The sequence below is a fragment of the Rubrivivax gelatinosus IL144 genome, from assembly GCF_000284255.1.
Classification (GTDB): Bacteria; Pseudomonadota; Gammaproteobacteria; order Burkholderiales; family Burkholderiaceae_C; genus Rubrivivax; species Rubrivivax gelatinosus_A.
Window position 1 is genome coordinate 3058939 of record NC_017075.1, and the last position, 17474, is coordinate 3076412.

The window sequence follows — 17474 nt, forward strand, 5'->3', positions numbered from 1 at the left end:
GGTTTCCCGAGCCCGGTGCTCGGCGATCGGCGGCCGCGCTGGCCTAAGATCGCGCCCGTCTTGCCTGCCGTCCCCACTCCTCCCCTGCCCGCCCAGGACGCGCCGATCGGGGTCTACGACTCCGGCGTCGGCGGCCTGTCGGTGCTGCGTGCGCTGCGCGCACGCCTGCCGGCCGAACGTTTCGTCTACGTCGCCGACAGCGGCCACGCGCCTTACGGCGACCGGCCGCGGCCTTACCTGCTGGGCCGCGCCGGCGCGGTGGCCGGCTTCTTCGTCGCCCAGCGCGCCAAGGCGCTGGTGCTGGCCTGCAACACGATCAGCGTCGTCGCCGCCGAGACACTGCGTGCGCAGCACGCGCTGCCGATCGTCGCGATGGAACCGGCGATCAAACCCGCCGTCGCCGCCACACGCAGCGGCATCGTGCTGGTGCTGGCGACCACCGCGACGGTGCACAGCCCGGCCGTCGAGCGCCTGTGCCGCATCTGGGGGCGCGAGGTCGAGATCCTGCTGCAGCCCTGCCCCGGCCTCGTCGAGCTGATCGAGCAGGGGCGCTTCGCCGACCCGGCGACGCGTGCGCTGCTGGAGCGCTATCTGCGCCCGGCGCTCGACGCCGGCGCCGACATGGTGGTGCTGGGCTGCACCCACTACGCCTTCGTGCAGGACGAGATCCGGCGCCTGGCCGGGCCCGCGGTGCAGGTCATCGAACCCTCGGAAGCCGTGGCACGCCAGCTCGTCTACCGCCTCGGCCCGGCGCTGGCGCCGGCCGGCGCCGCCGGGGCCTCGACCTGCTACTACACCTCGGGCGACACCGAGGCGCTGCGCCGTTTCCTCGAGGTGATGGGGCGGCCGGGCGCGGTGGTCAACCGGCTGCCGGAAGACGGCTGAAGCCGGGCGCCGCAACTGGCGCAATTCCTGCTCGTCGGAAATCGGGACAATCCCGTCCTTTCGCGCCGCCCGCGGGTCACGAGCCCCGAGGCGGTGAACACGTGCCCCACCACCGCACATGGCCGCCAGTTCTTCCGCTTCCCACCCTCCCGTCGCCCACAGCTGGCTCGACGACGCGCACGCGCTGATCGCGGGCTCGCTGTTCGTCGCGCTGGGCATGACGATGTTCGCCCACGTCGGGCTGCTGACCGGCGGTCTCGCCGGCGTCGCCTATCTGCTGCGCTACGCCTTCGGCGTCGACCTGTCGCTGGCCTTCTTCGTGCTGAACATGCCGTTCTACTGGCTGGCCTGGCGCCAGCTGGGCGGCGAGTTCACGGTCAAGAGCTTCATCGCCGTGGCGCTGGTCTCGGCCTGCACCGCGGCGGCGCCTCACTATGTGCGCTTCCAGCTGCTGGACCCGTGGGTCGCGTCGCTGGTCGGCGGGCTGCTGATCGGCTTCGGCCTGCTGGCGCTGCTGCGCCATCGCGCCAGCGTCGGCGGCGTCAACATCCTCGCGCAGTTCCTGCAGCAAAAACGCGGCTTCAGCGCCGGCAAGGTGCAGATGTCGGTCGACGTCTGCGTCGTGCTCGCGGCGCTGATGACGGTGCCGCCCGAGCGTGTGCTGCAGTCGGTGGTCGGCGCGGTGGCGATCGGCGCCTTCCTGGCGCTGAACCACCGGCCGGGGCGTTACCTGGGCGTCTGAAGCCGGCGCTCAGGCGACCAGCGGCACGGTCCAGTAGACCAGACTCACGGCCACGCACAGCAGCACCGCGGCGGTGAGGTCCAGGCGGCGCTCGCGGCGCCGCCATTCGAGGCGCTGGATCGTCAGGCGGATCGGGTCGTGCATCGCGGCCTCCGCTCAGTGCATGCGCGCGGCGAGGCCGCTCGGGTCGGACGGCGGCGGCGGCACCGGCGGGCGCGCGGCGATCTCGCGCCACTGCGCCAGCGCGCGCCGCACCGACTGGCGCACCGGCGCGGCCAGCGCCGCGGCACGCGAGTCGACGAAAGCGAGGTTCTCGACGACTCGCGAGGCGACGAGCCCACGCTCGCCGCCGTGCGCGGTGCTCGCGCAGCGGCCGAGCGCGACCCAGGTCGCCATCAGCACGGAGGTCGACGCCAGCAGCGCGTCGGCGACGTCGGGGTCGGCAAGAGGATCGGTGTGCATGGTGGGCAGAGAGCAATCGACGAGCCCATCGTATTGAGAATAGTTCTCAACTACAACCGGTCTCCCTGACACCAGAGCGGCTACCCGCCGCGCACACCCGGCCCCGCGTTCAGCCTCCGCGCAAGGCGGCCCGCAGCGCCGCCACCGTCGCCGGCGGCTGGGCCGACAGCCGCCAGTGGCCGGGCAGGCCGAAAGAGCCGGTGTCGCGCACCGCGACACCGTGGCGGCGCAGCGAGGCCGCGTCGGGTGCCCCCGGCGGCGGCCGCACGCAGAGGAAGTTGGCGACGCTGGGCAGGGTCTCGAAGCCCAGCTCCTCCAGCGCCACGCGCAGCCCGGCCAGCCACTCGCCCAGCGTCAGCCGGGCGCCGGCCAGCCAGCGCTGCGTCGCCGCCTCGGTCCAGATCTCGAGCATCGCCACCGCGTGCGCGCCCAGCGGCCAGGACGGTTCGGCCGCGGCCAGCGCCGCGGTCCAGGCGCCGAGGTCCCAGTCGACGGCATCGGCATCGGGCGCGATCGCGTAGGCGCCGCGCAGACCGCACAGCCCCAGCGCCTTGTTCGGGCCGTGCAGCACGAAGACCGCCTGGCGGTCGGCCGTGGCCCAGCGGCTGGCGCCGCCCAGGCGCAGCGGCGCGTAGACCGAGTCGAGCACGGTCGGCACGCGCGCCAGGTCGGGCGGCGGCGGCGTGTCCTGGCCCAGCGGGCTGGAGGGTTCGCCCAGCCAGCGCAGGCTGGCGCGGGGGTCGCCGAGCCGCGTGCAGGCACGGCCGTTGGCCTGCGCCGCGGCGGCGTAGTCGCCGTAGGCGTGCGGCGGCAAGGCCACCGCGCCGGGCGCCAGGCGCGTGCCGACGGTCGTGATGCGCTGGATGAACTCGCTGGCGCTGGCGGCCAGCACGATGCGCTCGGGCGTCACGCGGTGCCAGGCGGCCAGGCGTTCGCGCAGCGCGTGATAGCCCGAATCCGGGTAACGCGTCGGGTCGACACGCTGCAGCGCGGCGACGGCTGCCGGGCACGGCCCGGCGGCGTTGGCGCAGGTCGAGAAGTCCCAGGGCGCGGGCCCGTGGCGGTCGGGGCCGCCGTGCACCCGGCGCGCGGCCGGATCCGATCTCAGAAAGTCCATGCAAACTCCGCCAGACGCCACAGCAGCGCGGCCACGAGCGCGCCACCGGCGCCCTGCCCGGCGATGCCCAGCGCCCGTGCCAGCGCCGTCGTGTCGGCCTCGGCACCATGTTCGTTGAGGGTGTAGACGCCGGGCTTGCCCAGGCGCACGCCCAGGCGCAGCGCCATCGCGCCCATCGGCCAGCCGCCGTTGGGCGACGGCGTGCGCGCGGCTTCGTGCGCCAGCGGCGCCCAGCCCAGCGCCGGGCGCCACAGCAGCAGCGCGGTCAGCCGCGCCGGCAGCCAGCCGAGCACGTCGTCGGCACGCGCCGACCACTTGCCGGCCCATTCCCAGCGGCCGCGGTAGCCCCACATCGCGTCCAGCGTGTTGACCGCGCGCCAGGCCCAGGCGCCCGGCAGGCCGGCGACGCAGAACCAGAACAGCGGCGCGACGACCGAGTCGTTGAGGTTCTCGGCCAGCGTCTCGATCGCCGTCTCGCGCACCTCGCGCGCGTCCAGGCGCTCGACGTCGCGGCTGCAAAGGTTGCGCAGCCGCTGCTGCGCTGCCGGCAGGCCGCCGGCCTTGAACGCGGCGTCGACCGCGGCGACCTCGTCACGCAGCATGCGCCAGGCGAACGAGGGCTTGAGCGCCAGTGCCAGCAGCGGCACTGCGGCCCAGTGCGGCAGCGCGAAGATCGCGGTCTGCAGGCCCCAGGCGAGCGCGGCGACGCCGCCGACCACCACCCACCAGGCCAGCGTGCCGGCGACCAGCGCCGCACGCGGCGCCAGGTTCGGCAGCCGGCGGTGCAGCGGCATGATCGCGTGGCCCAGCCAGGCCACCGGGTGCCAGGCGTCGCGCGGCTCGCCGAAGCGGCGGTCGATCAGCCAGGCCAGCGCCAGCGCGGCGGCGAAGACGAGGGCGGCGCTCATCGGCGGGCGGCGGCGGCCTCGGGGGCCAGCCGTTGCAGGCAGTCGACGATCGCCGCGGCGCCTTCGCCCAGGCGCGGGCCGGGGCGGATCAGCAGGTCGAAACGTTCGGGCGCGAAGCCGCAGACGCGCCCGGCGCGCAGCGAACTCATCGCCGCCCAGCCCGGCCGCGACGCCAGCGCGGCGACGTCGCGCTGCTGCACCAGCAGCAGCTCGGGGTCGGCGCGCACGACGAACTCCGGGTTCAGCTTGGGGAAGGCGCCCAGCTCGGCCGGCACGACGTTGGCGAGCCCCAGCCGCGCCAGCGTGTCGCCGACGAAGGAAGCGCTGCTCGCGCCCCAGCCGGCGTGCACCTCGAAGAACACGCGCCGGCCGCGCAGCGACGGCGGCACGCGCGCCGCGGCGGCGGCGAGTTCGGCGTCCAGGCGCTGCAGCAGGCGTTCGGCCTCGGCACGGCGCTCGAGCACCTGGCCCAGCGTGCGCACCGTCTCGACCATCTCGGCGTGGCGCTCGGCGTGCACACGCAGCACGCGCAGGCCCAGGGCTTCGAGCCGGTCGCTGGCGCGCGACAGGTCCGAGGCCAGCACCAGGTCGGGCTTGAGCGCGACGACGGCCTCGACGACCGCGTCTTCCATGCCACCGACCCGCGGCAGCGCCGCCAGCGCCGGCGGCCAGTTGGAATAGCGGTCGACACCGACCAGGCGCTCGCCGGCACCCAGCGCCCAGACGGTCTCGGTCAGCGAGGGCAGCAGCGAGACGATGCGCCGCGGCGAAGCCTCAAGCTTCAGCTCGGCGCCACGCGCGTCGTGCACTGCGATCGGCGCCGCCCACGACGGGGCCGCACCCAGCATCCAGGCCAGGCACAGCAGCAGAGCGACACCCCGGGCCGTGCGCGGCGCAGCGACGCGCGCGGCAGCCGCCCGAAGGGCAGCGGCAGCACGGGCACACGAGAAGGCCCACGGGCCCGGGACGGAAGTCGACATGAAAGACGGTAAGAGCCGCTGCGGCCGACCACTTCCCCGCGGCCGCCGCTGTACGGTGCCGCGCTCGCGCGCCGCACCCCCTCGTTGGCCGGTATCCGGGCTGGCGGTGCGACCCGTGTGCCCTTCCCAGGCGTTCACCCAGTGGATTCGACACGAGCGGAAGCCCGAAGCCTCCGACCGCTTACCGTTGCGGGGGCAGCTCAGGTTGGGGGCTCGCAGGCGACGCGGGTCGCCCTTCCTGATTCCCGTTGAACTGCCCCGACCGACGCCGAGGACGAGCACCAACGGCGCGCATGATAGGCATCGCCGCCTCGCCTGCACGCCGATGCGGCGCAGTTTCTTGACACCCGTCAAGCCGACAACCCCGCCGGAAGCGGCCGCGGCGTCACTCCGGGCCGTTCCCGATGGGGCCCGTCGGCCGCGGCGCTAGGCTGCGCCATCGGCCCCGCGGCCACGGACAGGAGAACCCCCGATGAGACTGCCGTTGCGACCGCTGCTGCTCGCGCTGGGCGCCGCCGCGCTGGCGCTGCCGGCCGCCGCCGAGCCGCGCGCCGACGAGGCGCTGGCCGCCCGTTCGGTGGCCGCCACCTGCGCCAACTGCCACGGCCCCGAAGGCCGTTCGCAGGGCACGATCAAGACGCTGGCCGGCCAGCCGGCCGAACGCACCCTGCAGTCGCTGGCCGAGTTCCGCAGCGGCGCCCAGCCTTCGACGATCATGGCCCAGCTGCTGCGCGGCTACAGCGACGAGCAGCTGCGCCTGGCGGCGCAGTGGTTCGCGGCCCAGCCCGAACGCCGGGAGCGCTGATGCACGACCGCTCGCACACGCTGACGCGCCGCCGCCTGCTCGGCGCGGGCCTGGCCGGCGGCACGCTGGCGCTGGCCGGTTGCGCCGCGCCGCCGGTGGCGCGCTCGACCCCCGGCCGCGTCGTCGTCGTCGGCGGCGGCTACGGCGGCGCCACCGCGGCGCGATACCTGCGGCTGTGGGGCGGTGTCGACGTCACGCTGGTCGAACGCGAAGCGGTCTTCGTGTCCTGCCCGGTGTCCAACCTCGTGCTCGGCGGCTGGCGCACGCTGGCCGACATCACGCGCGGCTACGACGGCCTGGCCGCCGCCGGCGTCAAGCGCGTGCGCGGCGAAGCGGTGGCGATCGACGCCCAGCGCCGCCTGCTGCGCCTGGCCGACGGCAGCACCCTGCCCTGGGACCGGCTGATCGTCGCCCCCGGCATCGACTTCGACAGCGCGGCGATCCCCGGCCTGCAGCCGGCGCTGGACGCCGGCACCGTGACGCACGCCTGGAAGGCCGGGCCGCAGACCGTGGCGTTGCGGCGCCAGCTCGAGGCCCTGCCGGACGGCGGCGTCGTCGCGATCACCATCCCGCGGGCGCCCTTCCGCTGCCCGCCCGGGCCTTACGAACGTGCCGCCGTCATCGGCAGCTGGCTGAAGCAGGCGCGGCCACGCGCCAAGCTGCTGCTGCTCGACGCCAACCCCGAGATCCAGTCGAAGAAGGCGCTGTTCCAGCGCGCCTTCGGCGAGCACCTGAAAGGCATCGTCGAGTACCGCCCCGACGCCGAGCTGCGCGAGGTCGACGGTCGGCTGGCGCGCTTCGACTTCGAGGACCTGAAGGCCGACGTGCTGAACGTCATCCCGCCGCAGCGCGCCGGCCGGCTGGCGCAGGACGCCGGGCTGGTGACGGTCAACGGGCGCTGGGTCGGCGTCGACTGGCTGACGCTGCAGTCGCAGGCGCTGCCCGGCGTGCACGTGCTCGGCGACGCCACGTTTTCGGCGCCGCTGATGCCCAAGAGCGGACACATGGCCAACCAGCACGCCAAGGTGGCGGCGGCAGCGGTGATCCAGCTGCTGCGCGGCGAGCCGGTGAACCCGGCGCCGCTGGTGATGAACACCTGCTACAGCGTCATGTCGCCGACGCAGGCGGTGCACGTCGCCTCGGTGCACCCCTACGACTCCGCCGAGAAGACCTTCAAGGCCGTGCCGGCCTCGGTCGGCGTGTCGCCTGACTGGAACGGCGCCGAGGCCCGCATCGCGCAGGCCTGGGCCGAGAACATCTGGGCCGACACGCTGGCGCTGTGAAGGCCCGGGGCGGCACCGGGGTGCCGCCCCTCGCGCCGGTCAGCGCACGACCGCGAGTTCCTCGCGCTTGCCACCCTTGAAGGTGTAGAGCGTCAGCGCGCCGTTCTTGATGTCGCCCTTCTCGTCGAAGGCGATCGTGCCGGTCACGCCCGGGTAGCTGATCTTGGCCAGCACCGGCAGGTACTTGGCCGGATCGGCCGAGCCGGCCTTGACCATCGCCTCGGCCATCACCTTCGTCGCGTCGTAGGTGTAGGGCGAGTAGATCTGCACTTCGGCGCCAAACTTCTTCTTGAAGTCGGCCTTGAACTTGTCCATCACCGGCTTTTGCGCGCCTTCGACGCCGCCGGCGATCGCGCAGATCACCTGGTTGTCGGGCACCTGGCCCGAGGCCAGCTTCGGCAGCTCGGCGGTGCAGACGCCGTCGCCGCCCATGAACTTGGAGTTGATGCCCAGCTGCTTCATCTGGCGCAGCATCGGGCCGCCGACCGCGTCCATGCCGCCGTAGAAGATGACGTCGGGCTTGGCGGCCTTGATGCCGGTGAGGATGCCGGTGAAGTCGGTCGCCTTGTCGTTGGTGAACTCGCGCTTGACGATGGTCGCGCCGGCGGCCTTGGCGGCCTTCTCGAACTCGGTGGCCACGCCCTGGCCGTAGGCGGTGCGGTCGTCGATGACGGCGACGGTCTTGGCCTTCAGCGTCTGCACCGCGTAGCGGCCCAGCGTGCCGCCGAGCTGGGCGTCGTCGGCGACCATGCGGAAGGTCGTCTTGAAGCCTTGGCGGGTGTAGCGCGGGTTGGTCACCGACGGGGCGATCTGCGGGATGCCGGCTTCGCTGTAGATGCGTGCGGCCGGGATGGCGGTGCCCGAGTTCAGGTGGCCGACGACGCCGTTGACCTTGCTGTCGACCAGCTTCTGCGCCGCTGCGGTGCCCTGCTTCGGGTCGCCGCCGTCGTCTTCGGCCAGCAGTTCGAACTTGGCCGTGCGGCCGCCGATCTGCACGCCCTTGGCGTTCAGCTCCTCGATCGCCATGCGCACGCCGTTCTCGTTGTCGCGGCCGAGGTGGGCGGCCGGTCCGCTGAGGGCGGCGACGTGGCCGATCTTGACGACGATCGGCTCGGCGGCCGACGCGGAAACGGCCACGCAGGCCAGGGCGAGCAGGGAAAGGCGCGGGAAGAAGGCAGTCATGTTCACTCTCTCAGCAGGACGTCGCGGCATGCCGGCGCCGCGCCCCTGCGCAGCGTCACCCCCTCTGTCACCGTCACCTGAGAGATTCACAGCGGCCGCCCGGCGCCGTTTGCTCCTTCGGCGCACCGGCGGACGTCACGCAGCCGGCGCTTCTTCAGAGTTCATCCAGGGCATCGGTCCATGGTGCCTGAGAGTTTCCGGGGTGGTTGCTCCTTCGGCGCCGCGCGATAGGGTGAACGCGCGGACTCTCCCGATGCCATTCGGGCTTTTGGCCTGCCCGGCTGCGGAATCACCACCGGCCGAGCGAGAAGTAGTCGATTATGCCAGCGAACCACGGGGAAACCCGCAGCAAGCTCTCGCCCCATCAGGCGACGACAGCCTCGGCGTCGCGGCGCTCGCCGCGGGTGTCGGTCCAGGAGACGCCGACGCGGTCGCCGGGCTTCGCGCCGCGCAGCACGAAGCGCAGGAACGGGTTCTTCGACACCGAAGGCCCCCAGCGCATCGTCAGCACCGGGCGGCCCTGCAGCGTGACCAGCACCTCGTGGATGTGCCAGGCCGGGATAGTCCGGCCGTCGCCGTCCTTGCGCTGGCCGGACTCCATCTCGTGGGCCATCAGCACGCGCACCAGCGCACGCTCGCCCTGCGACTGGGCGCGGATCAGGATCGGGGCGGCGGCCATGCGGCTCCTTCAGGCGGCGCAACCGCCCAATGTCACGCGGATCTCCTTGCGGGCGAAAAAGACGCGGGCGTCGGAGGTCGTCGCGACGGCCCAGACCGGCGAGGACTCGGCCATCTTGATTCGCAAGGTGAATTCGGGTTCGACGGCTTCGCTCAGCTCAAAGATGGCCGACAAAAGCGCTGGGTTGTGCTCCACGAGCAACAGCAGGCGTTGCGCATTGACAAGCGACGTGCCGAATGTCAATTCGACCGCGGCGCCGTTCTCGGCGACGTCCGGCCCCGACAGCGTCACCTCGGCACTCGGTTGCGGCGTCGCGATGCCGAGCGCGCTCTGAAGCTCGGCCAGCGAGGCGGCTTCGAAGGCAGGCGGCAGGGCCGCGGCGCCGGCGGCCCGCGGCCACAAGCCCAGACTGGCGAGCATCGCGGCACACACGCCGGCGGCCAGCGTGTCGCGGCGTTCGAGGTCGGGACCGAGTGCAGGACTCATGTCGACGAGGTGGCCAAGCGAAGGGGTCGGAATTGATTTGGACCGAGTCCGAGGTCCAGGTTCGTTCTTTGAGTTAAGACAAGTTTCTTAACAAGAGTCGCGCGCCCAATTTCACCGATCGATACAGATCAAGCCCGCCGAGGAGCCCACGAATGAATGCGATGACCGTCCTGTTCTCCACCGATGTCGGCCTGATGAGTCTGGCCGTGATTGCCGTCACCCTGGGAATGGGCGCGTTCTATCTCCGCTACTTCCTGAAGCACATGCGCGAAGACAGCGCACGTGCCGCGGCCGAAGCCAAGGCCGGCCGCTGAAACGCCGCGCCGCACGCGGCGCCGCCCTCGAAACGCCGGCCCCCGGGCCGGCGTTGTCATTGATACAGGCCGCGCTCGCGTGCGAACAGTCGGGCGAGCCCGAACAGCGCGTCGATCGCCGGCGTCGGCTGGCCCAGGCGCTGGCCGAGTTCGCGCACCGCGCCGACGATGGCGTCGAGCTCCACCGGCCGCCCGGCTTCGACGTCCTGCAGCATCGAGGTCTTGAAGGCGCCGAGCCTGGCGGTGATCGCATGCCGGTCTTCCGGCGTCTGCCCGATCGGGCAGCCGACGAGCGCGCCGATCGCCGCGGCCTCGCCCATCGCCTGCGAGCAGAAGGCGCGCACCAGCGGATCGGCGAGCACGCGGTCGGCGGTGGCGCCGGTGATCGCGCTCACCGGGTTCATCGTCAGGTTGCCCCATAGCTTGTACCAGACGTCGCGGCGCACGTCGGCCGAGGCCGTGACGTCGAAACCGGCCTCGCGCAGCAGCGCCGCCACCGTGTCGACGCGCGCACTGGCGCCGCCGGCCGGCTCGCCGACGATCAGCCCGGCGCCCATCTTGTGCACCACCAGGCCAGGCTCCGAGGTGAAGGCCGCGGCGTGCACGACGCAACCGAGCACGGTCTCGAACGGGATCGCGGCGCCGACGATGCCGCCCGGGTCGACCGCTTCCAGCGGGGCGTCGCCGAGCGCCGCGACGCCGTGGCCGAACCACCAGGGCACGCCGTTCATCGCCGGCAGCACGACGGTCTGCGGGCCGATCAAGGGCGCGATGCCGCGCGCCACCTGCGTCAGCGCCGGGCCCTTGACGGCGATGACGACGAGATCCTGGACGCCGAGTTCGGCGGCGTCGGCCGAGACCGCGGCACACGGCGCCTGGATCGACTCGCCGCCCTGCTGCAGCCGCCAGCCGTGACGGCGCAGCGCGTCCAGCGTCGCGCCGCGCGCCAGCGCCGAGACCTTCGCCTGGCCGCGCGCCGCGAGCCGGGTGCCGATGAAGCCGCCGATCGCGCCGGCGCCGAGGATGCAGACCTTCATGTCGTCGAGCCGCTCGCGGCGGCGCTGGCAGTGGAATCGGAAGCGGGCGACGCGGCGTAGACCGCCGCCGCGGCACGCAGGCGTTCGGCGACCTTGGCGCGCAGCTCGGGCGGCGACAGCACCTCGGCGTCGCCGCCGTGGCGCATCAGGTCCATCACGAGTTCGGTGTCGTCGGTATAGGGCAGCTGCAGCTCGTAGCGGCCGTCGTCCAGCCAGCGCCCCTGCTGCTGCGGGTGCCAGACCTCGCGCCCGACCCAGGCCGCGGCCTGCGCGGCGAAGACCACCGTCGCCCAGCGCCGCGTGCCGCCGGCGTAGATGCCGTAGCCGGTGTCCATCTCGGCCTGCACACGTTCCAGCGGCAGCTCGAAAGCCGGCTGGTCGAGCAGCGCGGCCTGCTCCATCGCGTCGAGCGCGAATCGGCGCAGCCCGTCGGCGCGGTGGCACCAGGCGTCGAGGTACCAGGTGTTGCGGTAGTGCACCAGGCGCTGCGGCGAGACGTCGCGCTCGGCGACCTCGCCACGCGTGCGCGTCAGGTAGCGCAGGTGCAGCCGGCGGCGCTCGAGCAGCGCTTCGGCGACACGTTCGAAATGGCGCGCCGGCACCGCGCGCCGCGCCGCCGCGACGATGCGCACGCGCTGCATCAGCGTCTTGTCCTCGGCGCCGCCGATCATCTCGCGCACGCGGTCCAGCAGCGGCTGCAGGTGGCGCGACAGCGTGCCGTCCTCGTCCAGACTGGCCAGCAACTGGTGCGCGGCGAGCAGCGAATACAGCTCGCGTTCGTCGAACCACAGGCCGGGCAGCTCGTGGCGCGCGCCACGCGCGGCTTCCTCGAGCCGGTAGCCGTTGAGCTCGCGGTCGTAGACGATGGGTGCGCCCAGCCGGCTGCGCAGGTACTCCAGGTCGCGCTTGAGCGTGGCGCGCGAGACTTCCAGTTCGTCGAGCAGCGTGCGCAGGCTGACGTGCCCGCGCTGGCGGATCATGCGTTCGATCTTGTAGAGGCGTTCGGCGTTGGACATGGCTCGGGCGCCCGCGGCGCGGGGCTCAGAACAGACCGACGACGCGGCCGTCCTCGGTGAGGTCGATGACCTCGGCGGCCGGAGTCTTGGGCAGGCCGGGCATGGTCATCACGTCGCCGCAGACCATGACGATGAACTCGGCGCCGGCGGCCAGGCGCACCTCGCGCACGTCGAGCACGTGGCCGCTGGGCGCGCCGCGGCGCTTGGCGTCGGTGGAGAAGCTGTACTGCGTCTTGGCGATGCAGATCGGCCAGCGGCCGTAGCCCTCGGCCTGCAGGTGCTCGATGCGCGCACGCACCGCCGCCGGCGCCTCGACGTCGGCCGCGCCGTAGACGCGCGTCGCGACCTTGCGCAGCTTCTCCCACAGCGTGTCGTCGTCGTCGTAGACGAAACGCGGCGTGCTCGGCTGCTCGAACAGGCGCACGACCTCGCGCGCCAGGTCTTCGGCACCGGCGCCGCCCTCGGCCCAGTGGCGTGCCAGCGCGATCGGCACGCCCCAGCCCTGCACACGCTCGCGCAGCAGCGCGTGCTCGGCCTCGGTGTCGGCGCTGAAGTGGTTGACGGCGACGACGCAGGGCAGGCCGTAGACGCCGCGCACGTTGTCGACGTGGCGGCGCAGGTTGTCCAGCCCGCGCTCGAGCGCGCCCAGGGCCTCGCGGCCCAGTTCGGCCAGCGCCGCGCCGCCGTGGTGCTTGAGCGCCCGCACCGTCGCGACGACGACCGCCGCGTCGGGCCTGAGCCCCGACTTGCGGCACTTGATGTCGAGGAACTTCTCCGCGCCCAGGTCGGCGCCGAAGCCGGCTTCGGTGACGACGACGTCGGCGAGCTTCAGCGCCGTCTTCGTCGCCAGCACCGAGTTGCAGCCGTGGGCGATGTTGGCGAACGGGCCGCCGTGCAGGATGGCCGGCGTGTGCTCCAGCGTCTGCACGAGGTTGGGCGCGAAGGCGTCCTTGAGCAGCACCGCCATCGCGCCGTGCACCTTCAGGTCGCGGGCGTGCACCGGCAGGCGAGAGCGCGTCTCGGCGACGACGATGTTGCCCAGGCGCTGCTTCAGGTCGGCCAGCGAGGTCGCCAGGCAGAAGATGGCCATCACCTCGCTGGCGACGACGATGTCGAAGCCGTCCTCGCGCGGCACGCCGTTGCCCGGGCCGCCGAGGCCGACGGTGATGTCGCGCAGCGCGCGGTCGTTCATGTCCATCACGCGCTTGAAGCCGATGCGGCGCACGTCGATGTCCAGCGCGTTGCCGTGGTGCACGTGGTTGTCGATCGCCGCGGCCAGCAGGTTGTTGGCCAGCGCGATGGCGGCGAAGTCGCCGGTGAAGTGCAGGTTGATGTCCTCCATCGGCACCACCTGCGCGTGGCCGCCGCCGGCGGCCCCGCCCTTCATGCCGAAGACCGGGCCCAGGGACGGTTCACGCAGCGCGACGATGGTCTTGCGGCCAATGCGGTTGAGCGCGTCGCCCAGGCCGACGGTGGTCGTCGTCTTGCCCTCGCCGGCCGGCGTCGGCGTGATCGCCGTCACCAGCACCAGCTTGCCGTCGGGGCGCGACTCCAGGCTGCGCAGATAGTCCAGCGACAGCTTGGCCTTGTAGTGGCCGTAGGGCACGAGGTGCTCGTCGGCGATGCCCAGGCGGTCGCGGGCCAGGTCGGTGATGCGTTGCAGGCGGGCGTTCTGGGCAATGTCGATGTCGCTCGGCACGGGCACTCCGAAAACGGGGGGCGGGCAAAGCGGGCGATTGTGCTGCCGAAGCCTGTTTCTTGCCCCGCCGGCAGCGGTTTGCCGGGGTCCGGGCGTCGGGCGGGCACGACGCCTGCACCGTTCAACGGCCGCCAGCTTGATCGGCAATGGCAAAAACCGCCTGCGACATAGGACAATCCCTAGTGTGGACTACCCCGAATACGACCCTTCCCTGCAGACCACGCCGCTCGCCGACGAGGAACTCGACGAACTCGACGCGCTGCTGCAGGAACTCCCCGCCGACGAGGCGATGAACGTCGAGGCGCTCGACGGTTACCTGACCGCGCTGGTGGTCGGCCCCGGCAGCCTCTCGCGGCTGCACACCCGCCAGTGGATGCCGGTGATCTGGGGCGGCGACGGCGACGGGCCGGCGCCGTTCGCCAGCGGCAAGCGCCGCAAGCGCGTCGTCTTCCTCGTGCTGCGCCATCTGCACGCCATCGAAAGCGTGCTGAAGACGCGGCCCGACGACTGGCAGCCGGTGTTCAGCGTCGCCGAGACCGCCGACGGCGAGATCATCGACGCCGAGGACTGGTGCATCGGCTTCCTCGCCGCCGTCGGCCTGGACGCCGCGGCCTGGGAACCGCTGTTCGACGACCCGGCCTACGGCCCGGCGCTGGTGCCGCTGGCGCTGCTCGGCGGTGACGACGAAACCTTGTCGAGCACCGACCGCGAACGGCTGCAGGATCCGCTGGAACGCGACGAGCTGTCGCGCGCCGTGGCCGACGTCGTGCCGCGCATCCCCGAGTTCGCCGCCGCCGTCTGAAGCCTCAGCTGCGCCCGGCCGCCCGGCGGCCGAGCCAGTGCAGCAGCACCGAGTACAGCTGCGCCGGGTCGACCGGCTTGGCGACGTGGTCGTCCATGCCGGCGTCCAGGCAGGCCTGGCGGTCCTCGCCGAAGGCGTTGGCGGTCATCGCGACGATCGGCGTCGCCGCATGCGCCGGCAGCGCGCGGATCAGGCGCGTGGCCTCCAGGCCGTCGACGCCGGGCATCTGCATGTCCATCAGGATCGCCGCGTAGTCGCCGTCGACGGCCAGGCGCGCGGCCTGCTCGCCGTCGGACGCGACGTCGACCTGCAGCCCGGCCATCTCCAGCAGCTCGCGGCCGACGTCCTGGTTCACCGGGTTGTCCTCGGCCAGCAGCACGCGCGCGCCGGCGAAACGCCGCCGCAGCTCGGACTCGCCGTCGACCACCGGCCGTTCGCATGCGGCCACCGCGCTGCCGCCGGACAGCCGCACGCTGAACCAGAAGCGGCTGCCCTCGCCCAGCCGGCTGTCGACGCCGACCTCGCCGCCCATCAGTTCGGCCAGCCGGCGCGTGATCGCCAGCCCCAGCCCGGTGCCGCCGAAGCGCCGGGCCATCGACGCGTCGGCCTGGGCGAAGGCCGAGAACAGCTGCTCGCGCTGCGCCGGCGCGATGCCGATGCCGGTGTCGGTGACGGTGAACAGCAGCTTGAGCCGCGGGCCCTCGCGCTCGAGCAGGCGCACGTCGAGCGCGACGGCGCCGCGTTCGGTGAACTTCACGGCGTTGCTGAGCAGGTTGAGCAGCGCCTGCGCCAGACGCATCGAGTCGCCGCGCAGCAGGTCGGGCGTGTCGCCGACGTCGGCGTGCAGCGCCAGCGACTTGGCGGCCGCGCGTTCGGCGATCTGCTCGGTGCAGCGCTGCACCAGCTCGCGCAGCGAGAAGTCGTGTTCGTGCAGCTCGAGCCGGCCGGCCTCGATCTTGGACAGGTCCAGGATGTCGTTAAGCACCGCCAGCAGGTGCTGCGCGGCGCTGTCCACCCGCGCCAGGCGCTCGGCGGTGACGCCGTCGCGCGCGTCGCGGCGCATCAGGTGAGTGAAGCCGAGGATGGCGTTGAGCGGTGTGCGGATCTCGTGGCTCATGTTCGCCAGGAAGGCGCTCTTGGCCTGGTTGGCGGCGTCGGCCTGCGCGCGCGCGGCTTCCAGTTCGGCGGTGCGGCTGGCAACCAGCATCTCCAGGTGGTGACGGTGGCCGTCGAGTTCGCGTTCGAGCCGGCGGCGTTCGGTGACGTCCTCGTTGACGGCGACGTAGTGCGTGATGTGCCCGCCCTCGTCGCGCAGCGGCGTGACGACCGCAGCCTCGACGAACTCGCTGCCGTCCTTGCGCCGGTTGACGAACTCGCCGCGCCAGGTCTCGCCGGCCTGCAGCGTGTGCCACAGCGACTCGATCGCCGCCGCCGGCATGCTGGCCGAGTGCACCAGCGCCGGCGTGTGGCCGATGACCTCCTCGCGCGTGTAGCCGGTGTGCTCGAGGAAGGCCTGGTTGACGTACTGGATGCGGCCTTCGGGGTCGGTGATCAGGATGCTGCTCGAACTCTGCTCGACGGCCAGCGACAGCTCGCGCAGGCTGGCGTTGGCCGCCTCGGCGCGCGCACGCGCCGAGACCGCCTCCTGCATCAGCCGCTGGGCCTCGATCTGGCTGCGGCGCAGCGCGTCCTCGGATGCGCGGCGGCGCGCGGCGGCGTCGTCGAGCTGGCGGCGCACGGCGGCGATCTCGGCGACGCGGCTGTCGGCCTCGGCAGAGCCCGCCGGCGCGGCCAGCGAGCCGACGTCGCGCCCCAGGCGGCGGCCGGCCAGCGTGCCGCCGAGCACGCCGATCAGCGTCACGCCGACGATGCCGGCGACCAGCGGCAAGGCCTCGGCGAGCACCGCGTCGTGCATCACCTGCGGCGGCATCAGGACCACGGCCTCCCAGCCCGCACGCTGCAGCGCCGCGCGGCGCAGCCAGCCGTCGTCGCCGGAGATCGGCTCGCCGCGGCGGGCGACGACGGCGCCGGCGGCGTCGCGCAACTCCAGCGACCAGCCCTCGGGCAGCAGCAGCCGCTCCAGCGGCGGCTGGAACTGGCGCGACTCGATCGTCGTCAGCAGCGCCTGCGGCGGCTGGCCGGGCGCCTCGGGCATCGGGACCGCGACGACGACGATCGGCAGGCCGGCGATCGGCCCGAGGAACAGGTTGCCGACGACCGGGCGGCCGTCGCGCAGCGCCGCGGACAGCGCCGCCATCGCCGCCGGCCGCGGCAGCGCCGGCTGCGGCACCTCGGGGGGCAGGCGGCTGTTGAGCAGCACCCGGCCGTCGGCGTCGGCCAGCAGCACGTGGCTGCCGAAGCCGCGGGCGTAGCTCTCGCCCATGCGGCGCAGCTGGCCCAGAGAGGCCGAGGGCTCGATGCCCTGCGCCAGCATCACCAGGCCGCCGATGCGCGAATCGAGCATCTGGTCGGTGAGCAAGGCCAGGCGCGCGACGATGCGTTCGGCCGCCTGCTGGCGCTGCTCGAGGCCGGACTGCACGCGGTTGTAGGCCAGCACCGCCCCCAGCAGCAGCATCGGCCCGACGCACAGCCAGATCAGCCGCCGCAGATAGACCCGCAGCGGCAGCACCGCATGCGAGGCGGGCGCGGGCTCCGGAGACTCGGCGAGGGTGGGTTCGCTCGACATGGACGGCGGCTGCGGCGGATCATAGGCAGCGCCGATGCCCCACGCGGCTCGGGCGCTTCCCCTATCCCCAGACCGACATCCCCCGAGTGAACGACTCCATCACCCTGCCCGCGTCCTTCGTCTCGCTGTACCAGCCCGAGGGCCGCACGCGGCCCGAGCTGCCGCTGCGCGAGATCGCCGAGCGCCACGAACTCTGCGAGGACATGGCCCAGATGCTGGCCGAGCCGGCGCGCGCGCTGCCGCTGGCGCTGGGCATCACCGAAGCCGACGTGCTCGAACGCATGCACGCCGTCGCCGGCGCCGACGACACCGGGCTGTCGCCGGCCGAGGCGACCTGGGTCGTGCGCCGGCTGGCCGAACTGCTGGGCTGGCCGGATCCGGGCGCCTGAAC

At 73.0% G+C, this 17474-nt stretch carries 19 protein-coding genes and 2 riboswitches; of the genes, 7 read left to right on the plus strand and 12 right to left on the minus strand.

The window, feature by feature from the left end; genetic code table 11:
- The first annotated feature begins 60 nt into the window (after window positions 1-60).
- Both murI and RGE_RS14070 read left to right on the plus strand, forming a co-directional pair.
- On the plus strand, window positions 61-885 hold the full coding sequence (gene murI, locus RGE_RS14065; protein ID WP_014429085.1) for a glutamate racemase: 825 nt from the start codon (window positions 61-63) through the stop codon (window positions 883-885).
- Window positions 886-1003: 118 nt separating this feature from the next.
- Window positions 1004-1627, plus strand: a complete 624-nt coding sequence (locus RGE_RS14070; RefSeq protein ID WP_014429086.1) for a YitT family protein — start codon at window positions 1004-1006, stop codon at window positions 1625-1627.
- Window positions 1628-1636: 9 nt separating this feature from the next.
- Here the strand turns inward: RGE_RS14070 and RGE_RS24845 are convergent, their stop codons facing one another.
- The 5 genes from RGE_RS24845 to RGE_RS14090 form a co-directional block, all read right to left on the minus strand.
- Window positions 1637-1771 carry a hypothetical protein gene (locus tag RGE_RS24845; RefSeq protein ID WP_014429087.1) on the minus strand — a complete coding sequence of 45 codons (135 nt, stop codon included), beginning with the start codon at window positions 1769-1771 and terminating at the stop codon, window positions 1637-1639.
- Window positions 1772-1783: 12 nt separating this feature from the next.
- On the minus strand, window positions 1784-2089 hold the full coding sequence (locus RGE_RS14075) for a hypothetical protein (protein ID WP_014429088.1): 306 nt from the start codon (window positions 2087-2089) through the stop codon (window positions 1784-1786).
- A 109-nt stretch (window positions 2090-2198) separates the two neighbouring features.
- Complete coding sequence (locus tag RGE_RS14080; RefSeq protein WP_052311002.1) at window positions 2199-3206, minus strand: aminotransferase class I/II-fold pyridoxal phosphate-dependent enzyme; 1008 nt, start codon at window positions 3204-3206, stop codon at window positions 2199-2201.
- Entirely contained in the window at window positions 3194-4114 is a 921-nt protein-coding gene (cbiB, locus tag RGE_RS14085; RefSeq protein ID WP_014429090.1) for an adenosylcobinamide-phosphate synthase CbiB, read from the minus strand. The genes RGE_RS14080 and cbiB overlap by 13 nt, the downstream gene beginning before the upstream one ends.
- Window positions 4111-5094, minus strand: a complete 984-nt coding sequence (locus tag RGE_RS14090; RefSeq protein ID WP_014429091.1) for an ABC transporter substrate-binding protein — start codon at window positions 5092-5094, stop codon at window positions 4111-4113. The genes cbiB and RGE_RS14090 overlap by 4 nt, the downstream gene beginning before the upstream one ends.
- Window positions 5095-5163: 69 nt before the next feature.
- Window positions 5164-5395: riboswitch (cobalamin riboswitch) on the minus strand.
- Window positions 5396-5566: 171 nt separating this feature from the next.
- On the opposite strand from RGE_RS14090, the gene RGE_RS14095 reads away from it, so the two are divergent.
- Both RGE_RS14095 and RGE_RS14100 read left to right on the plus strand, forming a co-directional pair.
- Window positions 5567-5899, plus strand: a complete 333-nt coding sequence (locus RGE_RS14095; RefSeq protein WP_014429092.1) for a c-type cytochrome — start codon at window positions 5567-5569, stop codon at window positions 5897-5899.
- Window positions 5899-7182, plus strand: coding sequence for an NAD(P)/FAD-dependent oxidoreductase (locus tag RGE_RS14100; protein ID WP_014429093.1), 1284 nt, complete (start codon window positions 5899-5901; stop codon window positions 7180-7182). The genes RGE_RS14095 and RGE_RS14100 overlap by 1 nt, the downstream gene beginning before the upstream one ends.
- Window positions 7183-7221: 39 nt before the next feature.
- On the opposite strand, the gene RGE_RS14105 is transcribed toward RGE_RS14100, so the two are convergent.
- The 3 genes from RGE_RS14105 to RGE_RS14115 form a co-directional block, all read right to left on the minus strand.
- On the minus strand, window positions 7222-8364 hold the full coding sequence (locus RGE_RS14105) for a branched-chain amino acid ABC transporter substrate-binding protein (RefSeq protein ID WP_043784120.1): 1143 nt from the start codon (window positions 8362-8364) through the stop codon (window positions 7222-7224).
- A gap of 164 nt (window positions 8365-8528) precedes the next feature.
- Window positions 8529-8627: riboswitch (glycine riboswitch) on the minus strand.
- Between the two features lie 101 nt (window positions 8628-8728).
- Window positions 8729-9043 carry a thiosulfate oxidation carrier complex protein SoxZ gene (gene soxZ / locus RGE_RS14110; protein ID WP_014429095.1) on the minus strand — a complete coding sequence of 105 codons (315 nt, stop codon included), beginning with the start codon at window positions 9041-9043 and terminating at the stop codon, window positions 8729-8731.
- A gap of 9 nt (window positions 9044-9052) precedes the next feature.
- Window positions 9053-9529 (minus strand): thiosulfate oxidation carrier protein SoxY, encoded by a 477-nt coding sequence (locus tag RGE_RS14115; RefSeq protein WP_014429096.1) that lies wholly within the window; start codon window positions 9527-9529, stop codon window positions 9053-9055.
- A gap of 152 nt (window positions 9530-9681) precedes the next feature.
- On the opposite strand from RGE_RS14115, the gene RGE_RS23485 reads away from it, so the two are divergent.
- The gene (locus tag RGE_RS23485; RefSeq protein ID WP_014429097.1) at window positions 9682-9843 is read left to right on the plus strand and encodes a DUF3149 domain-containing protein; all 162 of its coding nucleotides are present in this window, start codon (window positions 9682-9684) and stop codon (window positions 9841-9843) included.
- A gap of 56 nt (window positions 9844-9899) precedes the next feature.
- Here RGE_RS23485 and RGE_RS14120 read toward each other — a convergent pair whose 3' ends face one another.
- Genes RGE_RS14120 through RGE_RS14130 form a run of 3 tightly spaced genes read right to left on the minus strand, consistent with a single transcriptional unit; the run spans window position 9900 to window position 13595 of the window.
- Window positions 9900-10880 (minus strand): 2-dehydropantoate 2-reductase, encoded by a 981-nt coding sequence (locus tag RGE_RS14120; protein WP_014429098.1) that lies wholly within the window; start codon window positions 10878-10880, stop codon window positions 9900-9902.
- Complete coding sequence (locus tag RGE_RS14125) at window positions 10877-11896, minus strand: helix-turn-helix transcriptional regulator (RefSeq protein ID WP_014429099.1); 1020 nt, start codon at window positions 11894-11896, stop codon at window positions 10877-10879. Before RGE_RS14125 ends, RGE_RS14120 begins: the two co-directional genes overlap by 4 nt.
- Window positions 11897-11921: 25 nt before the next feature.
- Entirely contained in the window at window positions 11922-13595 is a 1674-nt protein-coding gene (locus RGE_RS14130) for a formate--tetrahydrofolate ligase (RefSeq protein ID WP_014429100.1), read from the minus strand.
- A gap of 184 nt (window positions 13596-13779) precedes the next feature.
- Here RGE_RS14130 and RGE_RS14135 point away from each other — a divergent pair, with 184 nt between their 5' ends.
- Window positions 13780-14397 carry a UPF0149 family protein gene (locus RGE_RS14135; RefSeq protein ID WP_014429102.1) on the plus strand — a complete coding sequence of 206 codons (618 nt, stop codon included), beginning with the start codon at window positions 13780-13782 and terminating at the stop codon, window positions 14395-14397.
- Between the two features lie 4 nt (window positions 14398-14401).
- On the opposite strand, the gene RGE_RS14140 is transcribed toward RGE_RS14135, so the two are convergent.
- Complete coding sequence (locus tag RGE_RS14140) at window positions 14402-17083, minus strand: ATP-binding protein (protein WP_052311003.1); 2682 nt, start codon at window positions 17081-17083, stop codon at window positions 14402-14404.
- A gap of 86 nt (window positions 17084-17169) precedes the next feature.
- On the opposite strand from RGE_RS14140, the gene RGE_RS14145 reads away from it, so the two are divergent.
- Window positions 17170-17472: a hypothetical protein gene (locus tag RGE_RS14145; RefSeq protein ID WP_014429105.1), complete on the plus strand. Its 303-nt coding sequence runs from the start codon at window positions 17170-17172 to the stop codon at window positions 17470-17472.
- Window positions 17473-17474: the final 2 nt, after the last annotated feature.